The organism is Chachezhania sediminis (assembly GCF_009765275.1).
Taxonomy (GTDB): domain Bacteria; phylum Pseudomonadota; class Alphaproteobacteria; order Rhodobacterales; family Rhodobacteraceae; genus Chachezhania; species Chachezhania sediminis.
On record NZ_VOPH01000005.1, the window covers coordinates 106,821 to 131,899 of the forward strand.

The 25,079-nt window shown below is 66.5% G+C and carries 18 protein-coding genes; 9 read left to right on the forward strand and 9 right to left on the reverse strand.

Annotated features, from left to right (window positions below):
* Positions 1–137 precede the first annotated feature (137 nt).
* Positions 138–1,172: a hypothetical protein gene (locus tag FQK05_RS16230; protein ID WP_158968724.1), complete on the forward strand. Its 1,035-nt coding sequence runs from the start codon at positions 138–140 to the stop codon at positions 1,170–1,172.
* Positions 1,173–1,238: 66 nt separating this feature from the next.
* Here FQK05_RS16230 and FQK05_RS16235 read toward each other — a convergent pair whose 3' ends face one another.
* The 6 genes from FQK05_RS16235 to FQK05_RS16260 all read right to left on the reverse strand — a co-directional run bounded on the left by FQK05_RS16235 (position 1,239) and on the right by FQK05_RS16260 (position 7,166).
* Positions 1,239–2,288, reverse strand: a complete 1,050-nt coding sequence (locus tag FQK05_RS16235) for an SPOR domain-containing protein (protein ID WP_158968725.1) — start codon at positions 2,286–2,288, stop codon at positions 1,239–1,241.
* 106 nt (positions 2,289–2,394) lie between these two features.
* Positions 2,395–3,033 carry a uracil phosphoribosyltransferase gene (gene upp / locus FQK05_RS16240; protein WP_158968728.1) on the reverse strand — a complete coding sequence of 213 codons (639 nt, stop codon included), beginning with the start codon at positions 3,031–3,033 and terminating at the stop codon, positions 2,395–2,397.
* 97 nt (positions 3,034–3,130) lie between these two features.
* Complete coding sequence (locus FQK05_RS16245) at positions 3,131–4,345, reverse strand: phosphopentomutase (protein ID WP_158968730.1); 1,215 nt, start codon at positions 4,343–4,345, stop codon at positions 3,131–3,133.
* Positions 4,345–5,652 carry a thymidine phosphorylase gene (locus tag FQK05_RS16250; RefSeq protein ID WP_158968732.1) on the reverse strand — a complete coding sequence of 436 codons (1,308 nt, stop codon included), beginning with the start codon at positions 5,650–5,652 and terminating at the stop codon, positions 4,345–4,347. Before FQK05_RS16250 ends, FQK05_RS16245 begins: the two co-directional genes overlap by 1 nt.
* A gap of 3 nt (positions 5,653–5,655) precedes the next feature.
* Positions 5,656–6,057 (reverse strand): cytidine deaminase, encoded by a 402-nt coding sequence (locus FQK05_RS16255; RefSeq protein ID WP_158968734.1) that lies wholly within the window; start codon positions 6,055–6,057, stop codon positions 5,656–5,658.
* Positions 6,054–7,166: a cupin domain-containing protein gene (locus FQK05_RS16260; RefSeq protein ID WP_158968736.1), complete on the reverse strand. Its 1,113-nt coding sequence runs from the start codon at positions 7,164–7,166 to the stop codon at positions 6,054–6,056. Before FQK05_RS16260 ends, FQK05_RS16255 begins: the two co-directional genes overlap by 4 nt.
* 246 nt (positions 7,167–7,412) lie before the next feature.
* Between FQK05_RS16260 and FQK05_RS16265 the strand changes: the two genes are divergently transcribed.
* The 4 genes from FQK05_RS16265 (at position 7,413) to FQK05_RS16280 (ending at position 15,067) form a co-directional block, all read left to right on the forward strand.
* Positions 7,413–9,686, forward strand: coding sequence for an NADP-dependent malic enzyme (locus FQK05_RS16265; protein ID WP_158968738.1), 2,274 nt, complete (start codon positions 7,413–7,415; stop codon positions 9,684–9,686).
* 251 nt (positions 9,687–9,937) lie between these two features.
* Positions 9,938–11,830 (forward strand): propionate-CoA ligase PrpE, encoded by a 1,893-nt coding sequence (prpE, locus tag FQK05_RS16270; protein WP_158968740.1) that lies wholly within the window; start codon positions 9,938–9,940, stop codon positions 11,828–11,830.
* 96 nt (positions 11,831–11,926) lie between these two features.
* Positions 11,927–13,357, forward strand: coding sequence for an amidase family protein (locus FQK05_RS16275; protein ID WP_158968742.1), 1,431 nt, complete (start codon positions 11,927–11,929; stop codon positions 13,355–13,357).
* A gap of 150 nt (positions 13,358–13,507) precedes the next feature.
* Positions 13,508–15,067, forward strand: coding sequence for a long-chain-fatty-acid--CoA ligase (locus FQK05_RS16280; RefSeq protein WP_158968744.1), 1,560 nt, complete (start codon positions 13,508–13,510; stop codon positions 15,065–15,067).
* A gap of 284 nt (positions 15,068–15,351) precedes the next feature.
* On the opposite strand, the gene FQK05_RS16285 is transcribed toward FQK05_RS16280, so the two are convergent.
* Positions 15,352–16,113 carry an NAD kinase gene (locus tag FQK05_RS16285; protein ID WP_158968746.1) on the reverse strand — a complete coding sequence of 254 codons (762 nt, stop codon included), beginning with the start codon at positions 16,111–16,113 and terminating at the stop codon, positions 15,352–15,354.
* A 184-nt stretch (positions 16,114–16,297) separates the two neighbouring features.
* Between FQK05_RS16285 and glyA the strand changes: the two genes are divergently transcribed.
* Positions 16,298–17,584 (forward strand): serine hydroxymethyltransferase, encoded by a 1,287-nt coding sequence (gene glyA, locus FQK05_RS16290; protein WP_158968748.1) that lies wholly within the window; start codon positions 16,298–16,300, stop codon positions 17,582–17,584.
* A 126-nt stretch (positions 17,585–17,710) separates the two neighbouring features.
* Here the strand turns inward: glyA and FQK05_RS16295 are convergent, their stop codons facing one another.
* Positions 17,711–18,469, reverse strand: a complete 759-nt coding sequence (locus tag FQK05_RS16295; RefSeq protein ID WP_158968750.1) for an alpha/beta fold hydrolase — start codon at positions 18,467–18,469, stop codon at positions 17,711–17,713.
* Positions 18,470–18,686: 217 nt separating this feature from the next.
* On the opposite strand from FQK05_RS16295, the gene FQK05_RS16300 reads away from it, so the two are divergent.
* Together FQK05_RS16300 and FQK05_RS16305 are read left to right on the forward strand one after the other, a co-directional pair.
* The gene (locus FQK05_RS16300; RefSeq protein WP_233270558.1) at positions 18,687–20,045 is read left to right on the forward strand and encodes a sulfotransferase family protein; all 1,359 of its coding nucleotides are present in this window, start codon (positions 18,687–18,689) and stop codon (positions 20,043–20,045) included.
* A 142-nt stretch (positions 20,046–20,187) separates the two neighbouring features.
* Complete coding sequence (locus FQK05_RS16305; protein WP_158968755.1) at positions 20,188–20,562, forward strand: hypothetical protein; 375 nt, start codon at positions 20,188–20,190, stop codon at positions 20,560–20,562.
* 493 nt (positions 20,563–21,055) lie between these two features.
* Here FQK05_RS16305 and FQK05_RS16310 read toward each other — a convergent pair whose 3' ends face one another.
* Positions 21,056–21,532 carry an Lrp/AsnC family transcriptional regulator gene (locus FQK05_RS16310; protein WP_233270543.1) on the reverse strand — a complete coding sequence of 159 codons (477 nt, stop codon included), beginning with the start codon at positions 21,530–21,532 and terminating at the stop codon, positions 21,056–21,058.
* A gap of 93 nt (positions 21,533–21,625) precedes the next feature.
* Here FQK05_RS16310 and FQK05_RS16315 point away from each other — a divergent pair, with 93 nt between their 5' ends.
* A complete protein-coding gene (locus FQK05_RS16315; protein ID WP_158968757.1) occupies positions 21,626–25,033 on the forward strand; it encodes an indolepyruvate ferredoxin oxidoreductase family protein in 3,408 nt (1,135 codons plus the stop codon).
* Positions 25,034–25,079: the final 46 nt, after the last annotated feature.

Here is a 25,079-nt window from a genome sequence, read left to right on the forward strand (position 1 = left end):
GGCCGGATCCTTGCAGGATCCGGCCGGCTGGTCCGTCGGGCCGTCTGCCCGACGGTCGGGCCCGACGCAGCGAATTGCCGCCGGTCCCGGCGACTGTTATCTTGTGCCGAAAAGAAGAATAGAGCAGCGAACACTTCATGACGGCGCTGAAGCGATACGAGCGACTGGAGGCCACCGGTCTCTGGCGTGCGGGACCCAGGTCCCAGCGGCGCGAGGTCGTTGTGTCCCTGGGCGAGGCGACGCTGACCATCACCGACATGCGCGACCGGGTGCTGGCGCACTGGTCGCTGGCCGCCCTTGAACGGCGCAATCCGGGGGTGCTGCCAGCCATCTACGGACCGGACGGCGACCCGGACGAGACGCTGGAGTTCGAGGGCAGCGAAAGCGTGATGATCGATGCACTGGACCGCATCCGCAGCGCCATCCACCGCACTCGTCCCCGCCGTGGCCGTGTCCGCACCGCCGTCGTGACCGGGATCGCCGCCGTGCTGGGCCTGACGCTGCTGGCCTGGGCGCCGGTCGGGCTGCGCCGCCATGCGCTGGCCGTGGTGCCGGCGGTGACCCGGATCGAGGTCGGGCAGGAATTGCTGCGCCGGGTCGCGCGCCTGACCGGGCCTCTCTGCGCCGGGACATTGCGCAACACGGGCGCGCCGGCGCGGGACGGCACGAAGGCGCTGGCCCTGCTGGCCACCCGCACCGGGGCGCGCCAAATCGTCCTGCTGACCGACAGCCCGCAGCCCAGCCTGCACCTGCCCGGCGGACTGGTCGCACTGGACAGCCAACTGGTGGCCCCCAGCGAAGACCCTGCCGTCGCCGCCGGTTACATCCTGCGCGAACGCGTGCTGGCCAATGAAGAAGATCCGCTGGACCTGGTCCTGCGCAAGGCCGGGCCGCTGGGGGTCCTGTCTCTTCTGACCCGGGGCACCTTGCCCGCCCGCGCGCTCGACCGCTATGCCGAGACGTTGCTGACCTCCGCCCCCGAAACGCCCGATCCAGCGGCGCTGGCGCAAGCCTTCGCCGCGGCCCAGATCCCGCCGGGGCCCTTTCTCGCGGCCGAGGCTGCAAGCGGCAGGCCGCTGCCGGATATCGCGGCCTCCGGCACGGCAGAGGTGCGGCCTGTGCTGGAAGACCAGGACTGGGTGCAGCTGCAGGGCCTCTGCCCCACGGGCTGAGGCCCGGTATCGGGTCGCATGGGCCGCGTCCCGTCGGACCCTGTCCCAAACACCCTGACGTCTGCTCTAACGGTTGCTGCCGCCATCCGGCACCCAGGGCGCGTCGTTCCAGGGCTTGACCCGGGCGCCGCGGGGTATGCCGGGCTGCGGCCGGGTCTGGACCGTGATGACCACCGGATCCGCGGTTACGGGTTTCAGCGTACGGGGCACGGTCCGGCTCCAGATCTGGTCGGTCGCCGCGACCTGGGACTGGGTCCGCGGGCCCCGTTGCGTGTTCAGCCGTCCGTCGTCCCAGACCGACACGAAACCCCGCGGCGTCGTGAACGTGTTCGATGGTTGCGCCGGCACCAGCGTGCGTTCGGCACGGTGCGGGTTCAGGCGATCATCGTCCCAGACCGGGACATAGCCGCGGGGCGTGGTCATGCCGGTCGTGTTCTGACGCTTTTCCCAGATATGGCGTTCCACGACGCGGGTGTTCGGGCTGACCGACAGCCGGCCATCGACACTGACCACCCGTCCCGACAGGATCGGGGCAGAGGCCGCTCCCATCGGCGCCGGCGGCACCGCGACACGAACCGTCTCGGCCGGGGCGCCGGGCCGCTCCACGATGACCCTGGACGCGCGACCGGGCACCGGGGCAGACACAGGGGCCGCGACCACGCGGACAGGGCGCGAAGATGATGATGCCGGTTGGGTCGCCGCCACCGTCGTCGTCGGCGCAGGCGCCCGGACCGCGGGCACCGGCGCCGGGACCGGTGCGGACCGCGGGGCCGCGACCGGTGCAGTGGCGGTCTGCGATCCCAGATTGATCTGCGGCCCGTTGTCGGGCAGCGGCTTGGTCGGCGTCGTGCCGGCGACCTGCGTCTGCTGATATCCGCACAGCTGCTGCCGGTTGCGCATCACCCGCGGCACCCAGGTGACCGCCCCGGCAAAACCCGCGCGGATATAGACGCAGCCGCGGCTGTCGACGTACTGGCTACCGGTATAGGAATTCGGCGGATATTCTGCGGGCGGCGGCAGGTTGCGCAAGGATTGCGCCGCCGACGCGGTCGCGCTGGCGAGGACGCCGGCCGCAACAATGGCCAGGCAGGTAACAGGAAACCGGACGAAACGCATCAAACCCTCGCGAAAATTGGCAGAAAATGCCCAAAACAGGGTGCTAGTAAAGCGTCGCGGCCCCGGGCGGAACCGCCAAACCGTTCAAGTTTCCGGAAAACCGGCCCTACTTCGTTCCGAACATGCGGTCGCCCGCGTCGCCCAGGCCCGGCATGATATAGCCGTTCTCGTTCAGGCCCTGGTCGACAGCCGCCGTCACGATCTGGACGTCCGGATGCGCGGTCTGCATCCGCTCCACCCCTTCGGGGGCGGCCAGCAGGCACAGGAACCGGATGTCCGAGGCCCCGGCCTCCTTCAGCAGGTCGATTGCCGCGACCGAGGAATTGCCCGTGGCCAGCATCGGGTCGACCACGATGACCAGCCGGTCTTCCAGCCCGTCGGGCACCTTGAAATAGTACTGGACCGGCTGCAGCGTCTCCTCGTCCCGGTAGAGGCCCACGAAGCCCACCCGGGCCGCCGGGATCAGTTCCAGAACGCCGTCCAGCATGCCGTTGCCGGCCCGCAGAATCGACACGACCGCCAGTTTCTTGCCCGCCAGCGTCGGCGCATCCATGTCCATCATCGGCGTCTCGACCAGGGTCGAGGTGATCGGCAGCTCGCGCGTGATCTCGTAGGCCAGGAGCAGCGTGATCTCGCGCAGCAGTTGCCGGAATTCCGAGGTTGGCGTGCGCTTGTCCCGCATCAGCGACAGCTTGTGCAGGACAAGCGGGTGTTCGACGACGGTCACCGGGGCGGGTTTGGGCATGGGCGCGGTCTCCGGGCTTTTCTTGTGCATTGGCGTTCTGGCTGGCCCCCAGTATTCGGCCAGGGACGGCTGTCCTGCAAGACGCCGCAGACCGGAATCAGGGCAAAAAGCTGCGGCCAGGGCCGACAGGCGGCAGATCTAGATGCGCCGCGACCGTCGCCGCGACGTCGGCGAAGTCGACAAGCCCCGCACTGCCCGCCCCGATTCCCGCCGCCAGCACCGGCACCCGTTCGCGGGTATGGTCGGTGCCGGGCCACGTCGGATCGTTGCCGTGGTCCGCGGTCAGGATCAGCAGGTCCCCGTCCCGCAGCCGGCCCAGCGCCGGCGCCAGCCCCGCGTCGAACCATTCCAACGCGCGCGCATAGCCCGATACATCGCGGCGGTGGCCATGAAGACTGTCGAACTCGACGAAGTTGGCGAAGGTCAGGCTGCCGTCTTCGGCCCTGCCGATCAGGTCGTGCAGATGGCCCATCAGGTCGGCGTCCGGCCCCTTGCGGACATCGTCGATCCCCTGCCAGGCCAGGATATCGCCAATCTTGCCGATGCCGTGAACCTTGCGGCCCGCGTCGTGGGCAACATTTGTCAGAAGAGGCCCCGGCGGCGTCAGCGCATAGTCGCGGCGGTTGCCGGTGCGGGTGAATCCATGTCCGGGCGACCCAACGAAGGGCCGGGCGATCACGCGGCCGACCTTCATGTCGTGCAACAGCGGCGCCACCGCTTCGCAAAGCGTCAACAGGCGTTCAAGGCCGAAGGTCTCCTCGTGCGCTGCGATCTGAAAGACACTGTCGGCCGAGGTATAGCAGATCGGCCAGCCCGTCCGCATGTGGTCAGGCCCCAGCCGCGCGATGATATCGGTCCCCGAGGCGTGGCAATCGCCAAGGATGCCTTCGGTCCCCGCAGCCAGCGCCACGGCGGCGGACAGGTCGGCCGGGAAGGCTGGCACGGTTTCGGGAAAGAAATGCCAGTCCCAGGTCACCGGCAGGCCCGCCAGTTCCCAGTGGCCGGATGGCGTGTCCTTCCCTGCCCCGTGTTCGGTCCCCGCGGCCCAAAAGCCGGTCGGTGCAGCGGTCAGACCCGGCGCGTCGAATCCGGACGCCGCGCGCACCGCCGCCCCCAGCCCCAGCGCATCCAGCGTGGGCAGGCACAACGGCCCGCTGCGCCCCTCTTCCGCCCTTCCGGTCGCGCAGGCGGCGGCGATGTGGCCGACCGTGTTGGCACCGGTGTCGGGAATGTCCCCGTTGAAATAGGCCCCTGCGTCCGGCGCGCCGCCGATCCCGACGGAGTCCATGACCACAAGGAAGGCCCGGCCCATCAACCGACCGTCGCGTGGACAAGCGGCGGAACCTCGACCGGCTTGTCGGCAATCACGAAGGCCGCGCCGACGGCCGCGGCGGCCCGGTCGGCGGCGTCGTCGCGGCTGGCGTGGATCGTGGCCAGGGGCGCGCCGGCCTCGACCTTCGTACCCAGCCGCGCGATGCCGGTCAGGCCCACGGCCGGGTCAATCGGGTCGGTTTCGACCTGACGCCCGCCGCCCAGCCCCACGACGGCAAGGCCCAGCGCCTCGCCATCGATGGCGGCGATGTAGCCATCCGCGGGAGCCTTCACCTCGCGGATATGGTCCGCCTCCGGCAGGCCATGGCGCCAGCTTTCGATGAAATCCGACGGACCGCCCAGCGCGCCGATCATCTGGGCGAAGCGTTCGGCGGCACTGCCATCCGACAGCGTGGCCAGGATTTTGGTCTGCCCCGCCTCGGCCGTGTCGGCCAGCCCGGTCTGCGTCAGAAGCGCCCCGCCCAGAAGGGCCGCAATCCTTGCCAGGGGCGAATCCATCCCTTCGCCTGTCAGCACCTCCATCGCGGCCACGATCTCCAGCGCGTTGCCGGCCACGGGGGCCAGCGGCTGGTTCATGTCCGAGATTATGGCCCGGCAGGGGCAACCGGCGGCATTGGCGGTTTCGACCAGCGCGGTGGCCAGTGCCTTCGCTTCCGCTTCGGACTTCATCAGCGCGCCGGAGCCGACCTTGACGTCGAGGATCAGGGCCTGCGGCGCGGCCGCCAGTTTCTTCGACAGGATGGACGCGGTGATCAGGTCCAGGCTGTCGACGGTCGAGGTAACGTCGCGGATCGCGTAAAGCCGCCGGTCGGCAGGGGCGATGTCGCCCGTTGCACCGACGATGGCACATCCCACCTGCCCCACGATCTGCTGCAGCTTTTCCGGCGGGACCTGCGTGCGCACGCCCGGGATCGCTTCCAGCTTGTCCAGTGTCCCGCCGGTATGCCCCAGGCCACGGCCCGAGATCAGCGGCGCATAGGCCCCGCAGGCCGCCAGCGCGGGCGCCAGTACGAAGGAGACACAGTCGCCCACACCGCCGGTGGAATGCTTGTCCACCACCGGCCCGTCCACGTTCCACGTCAGGACCTGTCCGGTGTCGCGCATGGCCAGTGTGAGTTCGGCCCGGAATTCGGCGTTCAGGCCCTGCAGGCAGACGGCCATGGCAAAGGCGCCGGCCTGTGCGTCGCTGACGGTGCCGTCGGCCAGGCTTTTCGCCATCCAGCTCATGGCGCCACGATGCGGGGTCTCTCCCTTGCGCAGGCCGGCGATGATCGTGCGGGCATCCATGGGTCAGGTATTGGCCATGTGGCCGGCATCGAAGGCACCGGGCAGCAGTTGCGCGACGGTGGTCTTGTCCTCCATCCCCGACAGGGTCGACATGGTCACCGGCACGTCACCGTCGGAAAATTCCGCCAATTTCTGACGGCAGCCGCCGCAGGGCGGGACCGGCAGGGGCGCGTCGGCCACGACATAGACCTCGACGATCTTGCGCGCGCCTGCCGCGGCCATGGCGGCGATGGCGCCGGCCTCGGCACAGGTGCCTTCGGGGTAGGCCACGTTTTCCACGTTGCAGCCCTGAAAGACTGTCCCGTCCTCTGTCCGGATCGCGGCCCCGACCTTGAACCTGGAATAGGGCGCATAGGCGTTTTCATAGACCGCCAGGGCGGCGTCGCGCATGGAGAGGTCGGTCATGCAAGCTCCGGTTCTGGGACGGTTTCGGTGGCGAAGGTCCCCGGGAGAGAAACCTCCAGCAGTTCAAGATCGGCCGTGGGCTCCGACAGGCGCGTGCCCATGGCGGGCGGGATGACGAAGGCATCGCCCTTTTCCAGCCGGAAGGGATCGCGCCCCTCGCCCTCGAGCGTCACGCCGCCTTCCATCACGTAGGTGAACAGGATGTCGGCATCGTGGCGCGTCCAGGCGGGCGTGCCGTGCCCTGGACGGACGACCTGCACGCCGGCCACGTTCTGTGTGTTCGCGGCAATGGTCGTGTCGCGGCTTTGAAAGCCCGGCAGACGAAAATCGCCCCATGTCGCACCTTCCGCCAGGTTGTGGACGAAACGCTGCCCCTGCCATTCCCGGTCGGGGCGCATGTGGGGCGTGGGCAGGGTCAGGTCGTGATCGATCTCGGTCACGTGTTCCGCCGGGACCCCGATCTCGATCACCTCGACATTGTCGGAGGCTTCCATGACCCGGTGCCGGATCTCGGGCGGCTGGATGAAACAGTCGCCGGGGGTCAGGCGGCGCAGGCCGCCCTGATCCTCGTAAAGGACATCGACCCAGCCGCGGACACAGAAGATCAGCTGGAATCCCACCTTGTGGAAATGGACCATGTCCGGCACCGGACCGCCATCGGGGATGCGGATGTGGCTGGCGATGATCGACCCGCCCAGACGGTCGGGGATCAGGTCGCGGTATTGCATGCCTGCGCGGCCGACGATCCAGGGCGCCTGGTCGGCCAGTCGGCGGACGACGAAGGAATGCAGCGTCGTGGGCAGGACCAGCGGCGGGTTTCGGTCGACGATTTCCACCCTGGTCCCGTTGGGCGCGGTCAGGTTTCGGGCGCCGCCGGCGAACCCGTCGGGATCGTCGGTCAGGATCCGAATCGTGCCGGGAGCTTCGGTGGCATCGCGGTCGATGCGCAGGCGCAGGCCGTGGCCGGAAAAGACCCCCACCCGCGGGTCGTCGGCCGGATAGATCATGTCCATCCGCATCCCCAGCACCCTTGTGAAGAAGGGAATGTCGTTGCGCAGTTCCTGCGTGGGCAGGCGGATCTCTGCGATGATGTCGTTTTGGGTCGTCATGGCGGGCCTCTCGTCCTGCCCAGACAGTGGCGCGACGGGGGCGTATTTTCAAGCCGAAGCGCGGCGGCACGGGTAGGCCCAGCGGGGCTTTGCCTTTCCACCCAAGCCCGCTAGGTTCGTCGCGGACAAGAATTTCCGATTGCCCTTCTCGCAGGGGCACCGGCCGTCAGGCGCCGGGTGCCTGGCCGGGCAGACCTGTTCCCATGCGGGCCGTTCCGCCCGCGCACCGATGAAGGAGTGCTGCCCATGTCGGACGGCGAAAATCTGCGCCAGGCGTCGCTTTTCTATCACGAATTCCCGCGCCCCGGAAAACTGGAAATCCGGGCGACCAAGCCGCTGGCCAATGGCCGCGACCTGTCGCGGGCCTATTCCCCGGGCGTGGCCGAGGCCTGCCTGGAAATCAAGGCCGACCCGCAGAACGCGGCGCGCTATACCTCGCGCGGAAACCTGGTTGCCGTGATCTCGAACGGAACGGCAGTTCTGGGGCTGGGCAACATTGGCGCGCTGGCCGGCAAGCCTGTGATGGAAGGCAAGGCGGTCCTGTTCAAGAAGTTCGCCAATATCGACTGTTTCGACATCGAGGTGAACGAACCCGACCCGGAAAAGCTGGCCGACATCGTCTGCGCGCTGGAGCCGACCTTCGGCGCCGTGAACCTGGAAGACATCAAGGCGCCCGACTGCTTCATCGTCGAAAAGCTGTGCCGCGAGCGGATGAACATCCCCGTCTTCCACGACGACCAGCACGGCACCGCCATCGTGGTGGGGGCTGCGGCCACGAACGCGCTGCATGTCGCAGGCAAGAAGTTCGAGGACATCAAGATCGTGTCCACCGGTGGCGGAGCGGCGGGCATCGCCTGCCTGAACATGCTGGTGAAGCTGGGCGCCAAGCGCGAGAATATCTGGCTGTGCGACGTGGCGGGCCTGGTCTATGAAGGCCGCAAGGAAGAGATGAACCCGCACAAGGACGTCTTTGCCCAGAAGACCGACCTCCGGACGCTGGACGACGTGATCGACGGCGCGGACCTGTTCCTGGGCCTGTCGGTCGCGGGTGCGCTGACGCCCGAGATGGTGAAGCGGATGGCCAAGCGGCCGATCATCTTCGGCCTGGCCAACCCCACGCCCGAAATCATGCCGGAAGAGGCCCGCAAGGTCGCCCCCGACGCGATCATCGCCACGGGGCGCAGCGACTTCCCGAACCAGGTGAACAACGTCCTCTGCTTCCCCTTCATCTTCCGCGGTGCGCTGGACGTGGGCGCGACCACGATCAACGACGAGATGGAAGTGGCCTGCGTCAATGGCATCGCGAAACTGGCGCGCGAAACGACGAGCGCCGAGGCCGCGGCAGCCTATCGCGGGGAACAGCTGACCTTCGGGCCGGACTACCTGATACCGAAACCCTTCGACCCGCGGCTGATCGCCATCGTGTCGTCCGCCGTCGCCAGGGCCGCGATGGAAAGCGGCGTGGCCACCCGGCCGATCGAGGACCTGGACGCCTATTTCGAGAAGCTGGAGCAGTCGGTCTTCAAGTCCGCCCTGCTTATGCGGCCGGTCTTCGACGCCGCCGCCTCGACCTCGCGCCGGATCGTCTTTGCGGAAGGCGAGGACGAACGGGTGCTGCGCACCGCGCAGGCCGTGTTGGAAGAGATGAACGACGCGCCGATCCTGATCGGCCGCCCCGACGTGATCGCAGCCCGGTGCGAAAAGCTGGGCCTGACGATCCGTCCCGGAGAGAACATCGACATCGTCAACCCCGAGCAGGACGAACGCTACTACGACTACTGGACCAGCTATCACGAGATCATGGCGCGGCGCGGCGTGACGCCCGACGTCGCCAAGGCGATCCTGCGCACCAACACGACCGCCATTGCCGCGATCATGGTGCAACGGGGCGAGGCCGACAGCATGATCTGCGGCGCCTTCGGCGAATACCGCTGGCATCTGAACTATGTGACACAGGTGCTGGCCAATGACGCGCTGAAGCCCGTGGGCGCGCTGTCGCTGATGATCATGGAGGACGGGCCGCTGTTCATCGCGGACACGCAGGTCCACCATGAACCCGATCCGAAGGCCCTGGCCGACATCGTGCTGGGCGCCGTGCGCCACGCGCGCCGTTTCGGGGTGGAGCCGAAGGTGGCGCTGTGTTCGCAATCGCAGTTCGGCAACCTGTCCAAGGGGTCTGGCGTGCGGGTGCGCGAGGCTCTGGCGATCCTGGACAGCCAGCCGCGCGACTTCGCCTACGAGGGCGAGATGAACGCGGACACGGCCCTGGACGGAGAACTGCGCGCCCGGGTCCTGCCGCAGTCGCGGTTCGAGGGGCCCGCGAATATCCTGGTCTTCGGCCAGGCGGATTCGGCCAGCGCCGTGCGCAACATCCTGAAGGCCAAGGCCGGCGGGCTGGAGGTGGGGCCGATCCTGATGGGCATGGGCAATCGCGCGCATATCGTGTCGAACTCGATCACCTCGCGGGGGTTGCTGAACATGACCGCCATCGCGGGCACCCCGGTCGCCGTCTACGAATAGCGGCAGGGCCGGGACAGGAAGGCCCTTTCGAAGGGCCTTCCAAAGCGGATTTGGATCCGCTTCCCCAAGCCGGCACCCGGTCGGACGATTCGCCCCTGGCCGCCCCGGAGGACCGAAAAAAATCCTTGCACTTTGCGCTGCGTCAACGCGGCATGCATATCAGCCTTGCAGAAGGCCCATGCTCTGGCGACAACCGCCGGAAAGGTATTATCCCGCATGACGGGAGTTAACAGGCACGGAGGAGAACCCTGATGAGCTATGCCGATCTGATGAAACGCTGGTCCTCGGACCCCGAGGCGTTCTGGATGCACGCGGCAGAAGCCATCGACTGGGTCGAGCCCCCCACCCGGGCGCTGCATGACGAGAACGCGCCGATCTACGAATGGTTTTCCGACGGGATGGTCAACGCCTGCTACAATGCCGTCGACCGCCATGTCGAAGCCGGCCATGGCAACCGCGTGGCGATCATCCACGACAGCCCGATCACCCACACCAAGCACGAGATCACCTATGCCGAGTTGCAGAAGCGCGTGGCCTCGCTGGCCGGCGCGCTGCGGGCCAAGGGCGTGGAAAAGGGCGACCGGGTGATCATCTACATGCCGATGGTGCCCGAAGCGCTGGAGGCAATGCTGGCCTGCGCCCGCCTTGGCGCCATTCATTCGGTCGTCTTCGGCGGCTTTGCCGCGCACGAGCTGGCGGTCCGGATCGACGACTGCACGCCCAAGGCGATCATCGCTGCCTCCTGCGGGTTGGAACCGGGCCGCGTCGTCCATTACAAACCGCTGCTGGACGGCGCTCTGGCCCAGGCCAATCACAAGCCGGATTTCTGCGTCATTTTCCAGCGCGAACAGGAAGTCGCCCGGCTGGAGGAAGGCCGCGATTACGCCTGGCACAGCTTCCAGTACGGTGTCGAACCGGCGGAATGCGTCCCGGTGGAAGGCAATCACCCGGCCTATATCCTGTACACCTCCGGCACCACTGGCGCGCCCAAGGGCGTGGTCCGCGCCACCGGCGGCCACCTGGTCGCGCTGAACTGGACCATGCGCCACGTCTATGGCGTCCAGCCGGGAGAGGTCTTCTGGGCCGCGTCCGACGTGGGCTGGGTCGTGGGCCATTCCTATATCTGCTATGGCCCGCTGATCCACGGCAACACGACCATCGTCTTCGAAGGCAAGCCCGTTGGCACGCCCGACGCCGGCACCTTCTGGCGCGTGATCGCGGAACATAAAGTTGCCGCCTTCTTCACCGCGCCCACAGCGATCCGCGCCGTCAAGCGCGAGGATCCGAAGGGCGAGCTGATCGACCAGTACGACCTCGGCAACCTGCGGACCCTGTTCCTGGCCGGCGAACGCGCCGACCCCGACACGATCCAGTGGGCACAACGGAACCTGAACGTTCCGGTCATCGACCACTGGTGGCAGACCGAACTGGGCTATCCCGCCGTGTCAGTCCCCATGGGGATCGAGGAGCTTCCGGTAAAGCTGGGCTCTCCCGGCGTGCCGATGCCGGGCTACGCGATGAAGATCCTGGACGACCAAGGCCGGGAACTGCCCGCCGGAGAGCTGGGTGCCATCGTCACGCCCCTGCCCCTGCCGCCCGGCACGCTGCCGACGCTGTGGAATGCCGAAGACCGGTTCAGGAAGTCCTACCTGACCAACTTTCCCGGCTACTATGAAACCGGCGACGCGGGCTATATCGACGAGGACGGCTACCTCTACATCATGGCGCGCACCGATGACGTGATCAACGTGGCCGGGCACCGCCTGTCCACCGGCGCGATGGAGGAGGTTCTGGCCGGACATCCGGACGTCGCCGAATGCGCCGTGATCGGGGTGACCGACCAGCTGAAAGGCCAGATGCCCGTGGGCTTCCTGTGTCTGAACGCGGGCGTCAATCGCGACCATGCCGAGATCGTGAAGGAAGTCGTGGCCAGCGTCCGCGACCAGATCGGCCCGGTCGCCGCCTTCAAGCTGGCGGTGGTCGTGAACCGTCTGCCCAAGACGAGGTCGGGCAAGATCCTGCGGGCGACCATGGTCAAGATCGCGGACAACGAACCCTTCAAGATGCCCGCCACGATCGACGATCCCGCCATCCTGGACGAGATCCGCGAGGCGCTGCAGACCATAGGCTACGCTGCCGCCTGACCTCTTGGTCGCAGGCAATTGCGTCGGGGCGGCCTTGCCACTGCCGCCCCGAGGACTACTGTGCCGCCGGTTCCCACCCCGGCACAGGAGAAGATCATGCCCGACAAGCCCCTTTGGCAGCTTGGCGCCGTCGAACTGACAGCGCTGACACGGAAAGGCGAGGTTTCGGCCTCTGACGCTGTGGGCGACGCCATCGCGCGCATGGACGCGGTCAATCCCGCCCTGAACGCCGTGGTGGCCGACCTGCGGACCGAAGCGATGGAGCGCGCCGATGCGCTGGACGCAGCCCTTGCCGCCGGAAACGACCCCGGCCCGCTGCATGGCGTGCCGGTGACGATCAAGGTCAATGTCGACCAGAAGGGCCATGCCACCACCAATGGCGTGGTCGCGCTGAAAGACGTCATCGCCCCCGACGATGCGCCGTTGGTCAAGAACCTGCTGGATGCCGGCGCCGTTGTGATCGGGCGCACGAACACGCCGGAATTTTCCTTCCGGGCCGATACCGACAACGAACTTTACGGGCGCACCCATAACCCCTGGGGCAAGCACATCTCGGCCGGCGGATCTTCGGGCGGGGCCGGGTCGGCCGTGATGGCCGGGATCGGCGCACTGGCCCATGGCAACGATATCGGCGGGTCGCTGCGGTTCCCGGCCGCGGCCAATGGTGCCGTGACGGTGAAGCCTGGCCTGGGCCGGGTCCCTGCCTGGAACCCGTCGCAGACCGCCGAACGGGGGATGCTGTCGCAGTCGATGTCGGTGCAGGGCCTGCTGGTCCGGTCCGCCGCCGACCTGCACCTGGCGATGCCGTCGATGATCCGGAACCGTGCGGGAGATCCGTTCCATGTGCCCCTGCCCTGGCGCGGCGACGCGCTGGACGGCCCGATCAAGGTCGGCTTCACAAAGGAAACCTGCGGCTTCGATCTGCACCCCGAAGTCGAGGCCGCGCTGGACAACGCGCGCGACGCGCTGGTCGATGCAGGTTATGACGTGGTCGAGGTCGAGCCGCCGCTGATCAAGGAAGCGGGCGAGATCGGCTATCGCGCCCTGATGGGCGAGACGAAGGCCCTGACCGAAACCGCGATCCGCGCCACGGGGTCGAAGACGATCAACCAGATCTTCGACGTCTATTTCGACATGTTCCCGCCCTATGACGGGGTCGAGCTTCTGGAAATGATGGCCAAGCGCAGCCATTTCGCGCGGACCTGGTCCTTCTTCCTGCAGGACTATCCGCTGGTCCTGTCGCCGTTCCTGCCGCAGCCCTTCTTCGCACCGGACCGCGATGCGGAAGGCGAAGACGGCGTGAACGAGGTGCTGGGCGCCGCGATCTGGTCCTATGCGATGAACTTCATGGGCCTGCCCGCGGGATCGGTCCCGACGCGCCTGGCGGACCTGCCCAAGGGCCGGCAGCCGATCAGCGTCCAGATCAGCGGCCGCCGCTGGCGCGAGGACCTGATCGTCGATGCCATGCAGGCGATCGAGGCGCGCGTGGGCCGGATGTGCCTGCCGCTTTGGCAGCAGATGGGCTGACCGTCTGACCCACTGGCCGTGGCGGTTCCGCCGCGGCCGTTTCCCTCCCCTGTCCACGCCTGCGATGGCCCCTGTTGACAGCGCCCGGCGCTGCCATGAAGGTCATGAAAAAGATGATGGATCCAAAGGCTTGGGGAGGGCCGAAAGACCATGCAGATTTCTGCAATTCTTCGTCGCGCAGCGCAGATCAATCCGAACGGGCTTGCAACCCGGTTCGAAGGCCGTGACCGGACCTGGGCCGAGTTCCGGAGCCGGGTCGAACGGCTGGCCGGGGCGCTTCAGGACCTGGGCATGGGCCCGGGCGACCGCGTGGCGATGCTGTCGCTGAATTCCGACATCTACCTGGAGTACTTCTTCGGCGTGACCTGGGGTGGCGGTGCGGTGATGCCGCTGAACATCCGCTGGGCGCCGCCGGAATGCGCCTATGCCCTGAACGACGGCGAATGCAGCGTCCTGATGGTCGATGCCGCCTTCGCGCCGACCGTCGAAAAGATCCGGGCCGAGGTGCCGGGCATGAAGCACGTGATCTATGTCGGCGACGGCGAAACGCCCGCCGGCATGCTGAACTACGAGGCGATGCTGGCCGCAGCCACCCCCGCCCCGGATGCCGGCCGCGGCGGTGACGACATGGCCGGGCTGTTCTATACCGGCGGCACCACCGGGTTCCCAAAAGGCGTGATGCTGTCGCACACCAATTTCTTCACCGGCGGCATCGCCAATTCCGAGGCCATCGGCATCCTGGACGGTACCGTCTATCTGCACGCCGCACCGATGTTCCATATCGCCGACTTCCTGTTCTTCATGGCGATCACCTTCGCGGCGGGCACCCATGTCGTGATCCCGGCCTTCACCCCGGACGCCACGCTGGAGGCGATCGAACGCTACCGGCCCAGCCATATCCTTCTGGTGCCGGTCATGCTGCAGATGATCCTGGCCGCGCCGAAACTGGCGGACACCGACACCTCGTCGCTGGAACTGATCGCCTATGGCGCCTCGCCCATCACCGAGGCGACCCTGATCGACGCCTTCGGCAAGTTCCCCGGCGTGAAGTTCCTGCAAGCCTTCGGCCAGACGGAACTGAGCCCCGTCGCCACGATCCTGGGGACGGAATACCACGTGACCGAAGGCCCCAAGGCCGGCAAGTTGCGGTCGGCCGGCCGGGCCACGCGGATCGACGAGATCGAGATCCGCGGCGAGGACGATACCGAACTGCCCCGGGGCGAGGTCGGCCACATCGTGGTCAAGGGCCCGAACGCGATGCTGGGCTACTGGAAAAAGCCCGACATCACCGCCGCCACGATCAAGGACGGCTGGGTCTATACCGGCGATGCCGGCTACATGGACGACGAAGGCTTTGTCTTCCTTATGGACCGGGTGAAGGACATGATCATCTCGGGCGGGGAAAATGTCTATTCCACCGAAGTCGAGAATGCCCTGGGCCGTCACCCCGCCGTAGCCACCAGCGCCGTGATCGGTATCCCGTCCGAGAAATGGGGCGAGGAAGTCCACGCCATCGTCATCCTGAAGCAGGGAGCCCAGACCTCGACGGAAGAACTGATCGCACACTGCCACACGCTGATCGCTGGCTACAAGTGCCCCCGCTCGATCACCTATCGCACCGAACCGTTCCCGCTGTCGGGCGCGAACAAGGTTTTGAAGACGGAATTGCGCAAACCCTTCTGGGAAGGACGCGACCGGCAAATTTCCTGAAACGGGAATTACGGAATTAATGAAACAGGCAGAAGCTTCGGCTTCTGCCTTTTTTCGTCATCGTGCGATGTCGAATAGAGATTTTGGCACAGGCTTTGCGGGCGCGATGGACCACCGCGCCCGCTTCGGGCGAAACATGCCAACTCTGAAGGAAAACTCGAACAACCGGCACACAGCGACACGGTCGGCAACTTAGACAAACGTCTAATTTGCGACAAGAATATATAAGTTTGTTAACAGATCATTAACATAATGCAATACCCAATTACGCGTATTGAGCCACTTTAAGTAAACTGCTCGGCGATCAACCGTTCTTCCAGCCCATGACCCGGGTCGAAAAGAATTCTGTGGGTAATGGAAGGTTCGGATCGAATCTCCACCCAATGAACATTCGATATCGAAATGGAATCGGCATCCGCATGCACCGGCCGCTTGTCCGCCTCGATCACGTCGAAACGGACGCGCGCGGTCTTCGGCAAAAGCGCACCCCGCCAGCGCCGCGGTCGGAAGGCCGCGATGGCCGTCAGCGCCAGCACATCCGCCCCGATCGGCAGGATCGGCCCGTGGGCGGAATAGTTGTAGGCGGTCGATCCCGCCGGGGTCGACACCAGCGCCCCGTCGCAGACCAGTTCCGACAGGCGCACCCGCCCGTCGACGGAAATCCGCAGCTTCGCCGCCTGGGGCCCTGCCCGCAGCAGCGACACCTCGTTGATCGCCAGCGCCTCGTGCGTGTTGCCGGCCTGGTCGACCGCCAGCATCGCCAGCGGGTTCAACAGCTCTTCCTCGGCCGCGGCCAGGCGTTCCGGCAGATCGGCCTCGGAATATTCGTTCATCAGGAAACCGATGGTCCCGCGGTTCATGCCATAGACCGGGGCGGGCAGCGCCTCGGTCGCGTGCAGCGTGCGCAGCATGAACCCGTCGCCGCCCAACGCCACGATGACGTCGGCCTTTTCGACCGCCACGTCGCCATAGCGTCCGATCAGCGCCGCGCGGGCCGTCTGTGCCACCGGGGCCCGGCTGGCCAGGAAGGCAATCTTTTGCACCATGACCGATGTTTCCTGTCCGCAGCGACCGGTTCCGAAACAAGCACAGCTTTCCTCACAAGGCCAGCCGTCGCAGGAAATTGACGTGGATGTCGCATCCATGCGCCAATACGACCCTCTACGGGCTTTATCCCGTGCCGCACCTCCGCTAGGAGAGCCCGACACGCCCCGAACAGTGGAGCACGCCATGACCGTCACTCATCGCGACAGCGGTTTCTTTTCCGAGTCTCTCTCCTCCCGCGATCCCGAGATCTTCGGCGCCATCACCAACGAACTCGGTCGCCAGCGCGACGAGATCGAGCTGATCGCCTCGGAAAACATCGTCAGCGCCGCCGTGCTTGAGGCACAGGGCTCTGTCCTGACGAACAAGTATGCCGAAGGCTATCCGGGCAAGCGCTACTATGGCGGTTGCCAGTATGTCGACGTGGTCGAGACGCTGGCCATCGAACGCGCGAAAGAGCTGTTCGGTGCAGGCTTCGCCAACGTGCAGCCGAATTCCGGCAGCCAGATGAACCAGGCCGTGTTCCTGGCGCTGCTGCAGCCGGGCGACACCTTCATGGGGCTCGACCTGAATGCTGGCGGTCACCTGACCCACGGCAGCCCCGTCAACATGTCGGGCAAGTGGTTCAACGTCGTCTCCTACGGCGTACGCCAGCAGGATCAGGTCCTGGATATGGACGAGGTCCGCGCCAAGGCGCTCGAACACAAGCCCAAGCTGATCCTGGCCGGCGGCACCGCCTACAGCCGGGTCTGGGACTGGGCCAAGTTCCGCGAGATCGCGGACGAGATCGGCGCCTACCTGATGGTCGACATGGCCCATATCGCGGGTCTGGTTGCCGGTGGCGTGCACCCGTCGCCCCTGCCCCATGCCCATGTGGTCACCACGACGACCCACAAGTCGCTGCGCGGTCCGCGCGGGGGCATGATCCTGACCAATGACGAGGCGATCGCCAAGAAGGTGAACTCTGCCGTCTTCCCGGGTCTGCAGGGCGGTCCGCTGATGCACGTGATCGCAGCCAAGGCCGTGGCCTTCGGCGAGGCGCTGCGGCCGGAGTTCAAGACCTACGCCGCGCAGGTGGTGGCCAATGCCCAGGCAATGGCAGACCAGCTGATGAAGGGCGGGATCGACATCGTTTCGGGCGGCACCGACAACCACCTCTGCCTGGCGGACCTGCGTCCCAAGGGCGTGACCGGCAAGGCGGCCGAGGCCGCACTGGGGCGCGCACATATCACGACCAACAAGAACGGCGTCCCCTTCGATCCGGAAAAGCCCTTCGTGACGTCAGGCATCCGCCTTGGCGCCCCGGCCTGCACCACCCGCGGCTTCGCCGAGCCGGAATTCCGGCTGATTGCCGACTGGATCGTCCGCGTCGTCGACGGCCTGGCCACCAATGGTGAAAACGGCAATGCCGAGGTCGAAGAGGCCGTTCGCGCCGAAGTCGCAGAACTCTGCCAGCGCTTCCCGATCTACTGATCCCGTCCGCGGGCGCGGCTGACCGGCCGTCGCCCGCGACATCTGCCCTGAACACTTCCGCCGGGGCCCGTACGCGCCCCAGCCCGCCCGACCCGGCGAGGGCGCGATCCCTGCCCCCCGAAAATCCTAACTGTCCAGGAAGACCCTGACCGCCGCCTCGAATTCGCGCGGCTTGTCGGCATGCAGCCAGTGCTGCGCCCCCGGAATCTTGGCAAAGCGGGCTTTCGGGAACAGCGACCGGATCAGCTCCCGATGCTCCGGCTTTACATAATCTGATAGGGCGCCCGTCAGGAACAGGGCCGGCCCGTCCCAGTGCGCGTCGACCTTCGGAAAGCCCACCAGGTCGTCCATGCCGGCCGCCAGTGCGTCCAGGTTCATCTGCCAGCGCTTGCCTGCCAGATCCAGCGACTGGGTAAAGAACGCCTGCAGGGCCGGATCCACCCCCTGCGCCGCCAGTTGCTCCCGCACGTCCGACCGGCGCTGGACCTGGGACAGGTCCACGGCCTTCATCGCCGTGATGTACTGCATCTGGCTGTGCCCGTAGGCGACCGGGGCGATATCCGCCACGATCAGCCGCCGCACGGTTTCCGGATAGGTCAGCGCCAGCATCATCGACGCCTTGCCGCCCATCGAATGGCCCAGCACGTCGGCCGGGCCGCCGATCTTGTCGATCACCTGGGCCAGGTCGCCGGCCAGCGCGGCATAGGAATGATCGTCGCTCCACGGCGAATGGCCGTGGTTGCGCATGTCCACGGCGATCACCCGCCGCGTCTCGGCGAGCCGTGTCGCTATCACGTTCCAGTTCCGGGCCGAGCCGAAGAGCCCATGCGCGATCACCAGCGGCGGCCGCGCATCCGCGGGCCCATATGCGTTCCAGTTCAGCATGGCCCGTTGATACCGCCCGCGCCGCCCGGCCGCCAGTACCACTGACCGCACCGGCCTCAATTCGCGGTTAACGATGTTCCCGTACGGTCCCCCTCAGCCCCGGCTTCAGGAACACAGCGCCTTGCCCAGACCGATGCCCGCCCCAAAGCTTCCCCGTACCCCGTCGCATCCCGCCGCCGATCTCGTCGCGACGGGAAAGTTCGAGGCCGCCTTGACCGTGCTCCTCCCCCTTCTCGCCGCGGCGCCACAGGACCGGATGCTGCTGGACCTGGCCGCCACCTGCTACTGGAACCTGGACGCGACCGATGCGGGGCTTCAGCTGATGCGCATCGTGGCCGACACCGGCCCGAAAGATGCCGCCGCCTGGGGCAGGCTGGGCGCGATGTGCCTGGCTGCCGGCGACCGCGACGGCGCGATCCAGGCGTTCGAGACGCTGCTGTCGCTCCGCCCCCGCAACGTGCCGGCGCTGGCCTCGCTGAACCGTCTGCGCCCCTTTGCCCCCGACAGCGCCCGCGCCCGAACCTTGCGCGACCTTGCCCGCGCAAAGAAGACGCAGGCCTCAGACCGCACCCTTGCCCTGAACGCCATCGGCCGGATCGAGGCCGCATCGGGAAACCACCACCGCGCCTTCCGCGCCTTCCGACAGGCCAAGGCCCTGGCCCCGCCGCCATATCCCGCCGCCGCCATCGACGCCCATGTCGACGGGCAGATCGCAACCTTCGACCCTGCCCGCTGGCCTGCCCCGCACCGAGCGCCGGACAGTGCCGAACCGCGCCTCTTTTTCATCGTGGGCCTGCCCCGCTCCGGCACGACGCTGGTGGAGGCAATCCTGTCCCGCCACCCGAAGGTCCGCAGCATCGGCGAGCACCCCGTTCTGCAGGACCTGTTGGCCGACCTACGCCGCGCCGCCGTGCGCAGGACCGGAACATTGCCGCCGGACCAGACCAGCTGGGACTGGTTCCGGGCGCTGACGCCGGATGACCTGGCGCGCCATCGCACCGCCTTCTACGCCCGCGCCCGCATCGCGCTGCCTGCGCCCGACAGGATCGTGGTCAACAAGCTGCCCCTGAACCTCTTCGACCTGGGCTTTGCCCACTGCCTCCTCCCGGAGGCCCGCTTCGTCTTCATGCTGCGCCACCCGCTCGACACCGGGCTGTCCTGCCTTTCGACCCATTTCGGCAGCCCTCAGGCCTTCTCCTATTCCCTCGACCGGATCGCCCACATGACCCTGGCTGCGCATCGCTCTCTCGACGACTACGCCACCAAACTGGGCCCCATGCTTCGCCAGCAATCCTACCGTGCGCTGGTCGAGGATCCGGAGCCCCAGATTCGCGCCCTTGTCGCCCATGCCGGCCTCGATTGGGATCCGGCCTGCCTGACCCCTGAAGATGCCGCCGGCGCTGTCCGCACGGCGTCCGCCCTGCAGGTCCGCGAACAGATCAACCGCAGGGGCCTCGACACCTGGCGCTCCCATGTCGACGATCTCTCCCCCCTGGTCTCGGCGCTCGGCGGTTCCGACTGGCTGACCGGTTGGGAGGCGCGGGACAAACAGGCTACCGAGGCCGGACCGCCCTGACCTCACCCGCCCGCTCTCCTGGGCCCGGAACTCCGAACGCCCCGGCCTCCGCAGGAGCGCGACTTCAGTCGCGACCCCGTTCCACCCCGTTCCCTTGCCCCGGCGAACCCGGTATGGTCCCGCGGCACGGCGGGAATCGAACATGCAAGCACAGGCGGACATCGCGCAGGAACTGCAGGCGCTCAGCCAGCTGGCCCATGAAAAGCTGGGGACCAGCGGTAAGACTGTCGCCGAAAGCTTCCGTCGCACCCGCGGGTTGTTGCCGCGACGGCTTCGCGCCAAGGCCCGCGTCCTTGCTGCGGCCGAACCCCTCGCCTCGCACCCGAAACTGCACCTGATGCTCGACACCGCAAGCCTCGACCGCGACGCGAAGGAAATCCGCGCCCATCTGGCCTCTGTCGATCCGAAGGAACGGCACAAGGGCTGGTGGCTGGGCTGGGCCGCCGCGCTGGCCTTCAATATCCTGTTGGTGATGGTGCTGCTGATCGTCGTCCTGCGCTGGCGCGGGCTGATCTGACCCTGCGCGTGGCGTTCCGTCCGCCGCGGAGGCCTCACTTCATCAATGCAAGCGTCCAAAGCAATGTCCCGGGATGCTTGCTTCCCAAAAGATTAGTGGCATTCGCCCCCAATTGGCTTCACGCCCCAGTCTGGCGGCCGCTGTCGACCGACCGATCCGGACAATGCCGCATGCTTGTCGCCGCCCCTTCAATAACCATACCATTTGAAACGAACTTAATTGCTTCCCCGCGAATGCACCGACGGCAATTCCGGAATTAAGAAAATGCGCATCTGTCCTTTTGCCAATGACAGAGTGCGGGATTGGTTAATCTTCCGAAGGGTCAGCTTACCTTTTCCAACGGGCCTTGCAGCTTCTCGACCACTCCGGCTGTGGAAAGCCCGGACCCGGATCGACAACGCAAAGCTTCCGGGTTCGGGCAGATGTTGCCAGCGCGAACATCGCGTCAGCCTACGCCCAACCGAACTGAACCACCGATCCGGCCGAAGCCCGATCATTTCAGGGTCCGCAGGATCAGGTTGGTCTGCGCACTGGCCACCGCCGGCATGCGGAACAGGAATTCGTCCAGGAACCGGTTGAAGCCGTCGATATCGGCGCAGACGACATGCAGGTGGTAATCCGCCTGCCCGGTCGTGGCCCAACAGGCCCGGATTTCGTCCTGCAGGTGCATCGCCTTCACGAAAGGTGCGAAATCGTCGTGGGCATGGCGACGCAACTGGACATGCACAATCGCCTGAAAGCCCATGCCCATTTGTTTGTCGTCCAGCTGGACCGTGTAGCCTGCGATCACGCCGCTGTCCTCCAGCGCGCGCACCCGCCGCCAGCAGGACGATACGGACGTGCCGACCGTCTCGGCCAGTTCGGCGTTCGAGATGCGGGCGTTCCGCTTCAGCGCCTGAATGATCTTCAGATCTATACGGTCCACTTCTGGCATGATCGACCGGATCTCCCACCTATTCTGGCAGATCATTTCATATTTCTAGGGTCTGACCAAGACACACGGTCACATTTTTCAGATCCTCCGGTCTATCCTTCCATCCAGCAGCCGAAGGGAGGCACGCCGATGACGAAGCAGGACCGCCGGATCGAAGGCTACAAGCTGACGGACCGCAACGCGCTGACCGAAGGCCGGGTGTTCCTGACCGGAACGCAGGCCCTGATCCGCATCATGCTGGACCAGGCCCGGCGCGACCGGGCCGCAGGGCTGAGGACCGCCGGATTCATCTCGGGCTATCGCGGCTCGCCGCTGGGCGGCGTGGATCAGGAACTGTGGCGGCTGAAGTCCCGCCTGGCCGAAGACCGGATCGAATTCCTGCCCGCGGTGAACGAGGACCTGGGCGCCACTGCCGTCCTGGGGGCCCAGCAGGCGGCACTGGATCCCGCGGCAGAGGTCGAAGGCGTCTTTTCCATGTGGTACGGCAAGGGCCCGGGCGTCGACCGGTCCGGCGACGCGCTGAAGCACGGCAACGCCTTCGGATCGCACCCCAAGGGCGGCGTTCTGGTCGTGGCGGGCGACGATCATGGCTGCGTGTCGTCGTCCATGCCGCACCAGTCGGACGTGGCCTTCATGTCCTGGTTCGTGCCCACGCTGAACCCCGCTTCGGTCGGCGAATATCTGGAATTTGGCGAATACGGCATTGCCCTGTCACGGTTTTCCGGCCTGTGGGTCGGGTTCAAGGCAATCTCGGAAACCGTGGAATCCGGACAGTCGATCGATCTGAAACCGGACCGGACCTTCAGCCATCCGCCCATCGACGTGCCGCCCGGCGGCCTGCACATCCGCCCGCTGGAGATGCCGTCGACCGAAATCGAGGTCCGCATGGTCGCGAAGCTCGCTGCGCTCCATGCCTTTGTCGAGGCGAACCCGATCGACCGGCGGATCTATGATATCCCCGACGCGCGCTATGGCATCGTGACGACCGGCAAGGCCCATCTGGACCTGATGGAGGCCCTGCGCCTGCTGGGCCTGGACGAGGCCGCCTGCCGCCGCCTGGGGATCGACATCTACAAGGTGGGGCTGGTCTGGCCGCTGGCGCGCCGGGACGCGCTGGACTTCGTGTCCGGCAAGGACGAGGTTCTGGTGGTCGAGGAAAAACGCGGCATCATCGAAAGCCAGTTCAAGGAACACTTCTACGACTGGCCCGGCGCCAAGCCGCAGCGCATGGTCGGCAAGCATGACGAGACTGGCGCCGACCTGCTGCCCTGGACCGGTGAGTTCAGCCCGCTGAAGCTGGTGCCCGTGCTGGCCAAGCGCCTTGCCCCCTTCTTCCCGGACGAGAACCTGCCCGCGCGGGCCCGCGCCCTGACGGAAAACCCGACACCTGTCCTGAACGTGCCCGGTGCCACGCGGACGCCGTACTTCTGCTCTGGCTGCCCCCACAATTCATCGACCAAGGTACCCGACGGCAGCGTCGCGATGAGCGGCATCGGCTGCCATGTCATGGCGGCATCGATGAACCGCAACACGCTGGGCTACGCTCAGATGGGCGGCGAAGGCGTGACCTGGTCCGCCGGATCGCGCTTTGTCGCGGGCAAGCCGCACCGGTTCCAAAACCTGGGCGAAGGAACGTGGTATCATTCCGGCTCGCTGGGGGTCCGGCAGGCCGTGGCGGCCGGGGCAAACATCACCTTCAAGATCCTGTTCAACGACGCCGTCGCCATGACCGGCGGCCAGCCCGTCGACGGGCCGATCAGTCCGCAGGCCATCGCCATGTCCTGCCGGGCGGAAGGGATCGAGCGGATCGCCGTCGTCTCGGACGATGTGACCAAATTCAATCCGTCCGACTTTCCGGCCTTCACCACCTTCAACGACCGTGCCGATCTGGACACCGTGCAACGCGAAATGCGCGAGGTCCCGGGCGTAAGTATCCTGATTTACGAACAAACCTGCGCGACAGAGAAGCGCCGCCGCCGCAAGCGCGGCAAGATGCAGGACCCGGATACCTTTGCCTTCATCAACGACCTCGTCTGCGAGGGCTGCGGCGACTGTTCGGTCGAAAGCAACTGCCTGAGTGTCGAACCGAAAGAGACGGCATTCGGCCGCAAGCGCAAGATCAACCAGTCGTCCTGCAACAAGGACTATTCCTGCCTGAACGGGTTCTGCCCCAGCTTCGTGACTGTTAAGGGCGCCACGCGGAAGAAGCCAAGGCCTATCAGCATCGATCTGGACGCCCTGAAGACCGACCTCCCGCGCCCCACGTCCGCCGACCTTTCCACGCCCTACAACCTGCTTGTTGCCGGCGTCGGCGGCACGGGCGTCGTGACGGTCGGTGCCCTGATCAGCATGGCCGCACATCTGGAGGGCAAGGGTTCCAGCGTGCTGGACTTCACCGGCTTTGCCCAGAAGTTCGGGACGGTCCTGGGCTATGTCCGCATCGCAGCGACGCCCGACCAGATCAACCAGGTCCGGATCGAGGAGCGCGCGGCCGACGGCGTAATCGGTTGCGACGCGGTGGTCTGTGCCTCGCCCAAGGCGTCGGCCCACTATCGGCCCGGCACCAGGGTCGTGCTGAACCGGGCCGAGATGCCGACAGGCGACCTGGTCCTGCACCGCGATGCCGACCTGAAGATCGACGCCCGCGAACGGTTGATCGGCCGGACCGTGGGCGCCGAAAACATGCTGGCCTTCGACGCCAACCGCGTTTCGGAAAAACTGATGGGGGACAGCGTCTTCGCGAACATAATGGCCATGGGCGCCGCCTTTCAGCAAGGCATGGTGCCGGTCAGCGAAGTTGCTCTGAAACAGGCGATCCTGCTGAACGGCGTGGCGGTCGACAAGAACGCCATGGCCTTCGACCTGGGCCGCGTTCTGGCCGCACGGCCGCAGGCGCTGGCGGAGTACCTGGACGAGACGCCGAAGGCCGCGGAAACGGCCCAGGACCTGATCGACGCCCGTGCCGCCTTTCTGGAGGACTACCAGAACAGGGCCTATGCCGACCGCTACCGCGCGCGGCTGGACCGGTTCCAGTCCGCGCTGCCTGCCGATGCGGGCGACGCCCCGGTGATCTCTGCCGCGAGATCACTGTTCAAGCTTATGGCATATAAGGATGAATACGAGGTCGCGCGCCTGATGACCTCGACCGGGTTCGCCCGCGAACTTCACGATACGTTCGAAGGCGACTTCGCGGTCAACTATCACTTTGCACCTCCGCTTCTGAACACGGGCCAGGACGCCCGCGGGCGACCGCTGAAGAAAACCTTCGGGCCGTGGATGCAAAAGCCACTGAAGATGCTGGCCCGGATGAAAACCCTGCGCGGATCGGCCTTCGATCCGTTTTCCTACACCGAGGATCGCAAGCTGGACCGGGCGCTGCTGGACTGGTTCGAACGCGTCCTGACAAGGGTCGAACAGACCTACGCGGCAGATCCGCAGGCCGCGCGGGCGCTGTTGGCGATGCCGATGGACATCCGGGGTTACGGCCCCGTCCGACATGCCGCCGCGGAAAAGATCATGACGGACAGCGGCTTCTGACCCGCATCGGAAGGCGGCAGTCTTGCACTCGGGTGCCGCAGGGGTC

Coding starts and splice junctions, on each gene's coding strand:
- FQK05_RS16285 (WP_158968746.1), bottom strand. CDS start 16,113: ATGGTGCAAAAGATTGCCTTCCTGGCCAGCCGGGCCCCGGTGGCACAG.
- glyA (WP_158968748.1), top strand. CDS start 16,298: ATGACCGTCACTCATCGCGACAGCGGTTTCTTTTCCGAGTCTCTCTCC.
- FQK05_RS16295 (WP_158968750.1), bottom strand. CDS start 18,469: ATGCTGAACTGGAACGCATATGGGCCCGCGGATGCGCGGCCGCCGCTG.
- FQK05_RS16315 (WP_158968757.1), top strand. CDS start 21,626: ATGACGAAGCAGGACCGCCGGATCGAAGGCTACAAGCTGACGGACCGC.
- prpE (WP_158968740.1), top strand. CDS start 9,938: ATGAGCTATGCCGATCTGATGAAACGCTGGTCCTCGGACCCCGAGGCG.
- FQK05_RS16235 (WP_158968725.1), bottom strand. CDS start 2,288: ATGCGTTTCGTCCGGTTTCCTGTTACCTGCCTGGCCATTGTTGCGGCC.
- FQK05_RS16280 (WP_158968744.1), top strand. CDS start 13,508: ATGCAGATTTCTGCAATTCTTCGTCGCGCAGCGCAGATCAATCCGAAC.
- FQK05_RS16250 (WP_158968732.1), bottom strand. CDS start 5,652: ATGGATGCCCGCACGATCATCGCCGGCCTGCGCAAGGGAGAGACCCCG.
- FQK05_RS16260 (WP_158968736.1), bottom strand. CDS start 7,166: ATGACGACCCAAAACGACATCATCGCAGAGATCCGCCTGCCCACGCAG.
- FQK05_RS16230 (WP_158968724.1), top strand. CDS start 138: ATGACGGCGCTGAAGCGATACGAGCGACTGGAGGCCACCGGTCTCTGG.
- FQK05_RS16245 (WP_158968730.1), bottom strand. CDS start 4,345: ATGGGCCGGGCCTTCCTTGTGGTCATGGACTCCGTCGGGATCGGCGGC.
- FQK05_RS16275 (WP_158968742.1), top strand. CDS start 11,927: ATGCCCGACAAGCCCCTTTGGCAGCTTGGCGCCGTCGAACTGACAGCG.
- FQK05_RS16305 (WP_158968755.1), top strand. CDS start 20,188: ATGCAAGCACAGGCGGACATCGCGCAGGAACTGCAGGCGCTCAGCCAG.
- FQK05_RS16255 (WP_158968734.1), bottom strand. CDS start 6,057: ATGACCGACCTCTCCATGCGCGACGCCGCCCTGGCGGTCTATGAAAAC.
- upp (WP_158968728.1), bottom strand. CDS start 3,033: ATGCCCAAACCCGCCCCGGTGACCGTCGTCGAACACCCGCTTGTCCTG.
- FQK05_RS16265 (WP_158968738.1), top strand. CDS start 7,413: ATGTCGGACGGCGAAAATCTGCGCCAGGCGTCGCTTTTCTATCACGAA.
- FQK05_RS16310 (WP_233270543.1), bottom strand. CDS start 21,532: ATGATCTGCCAGAATAGGTGGGAGATCCGGTCGATCATGCCAGAAGTG.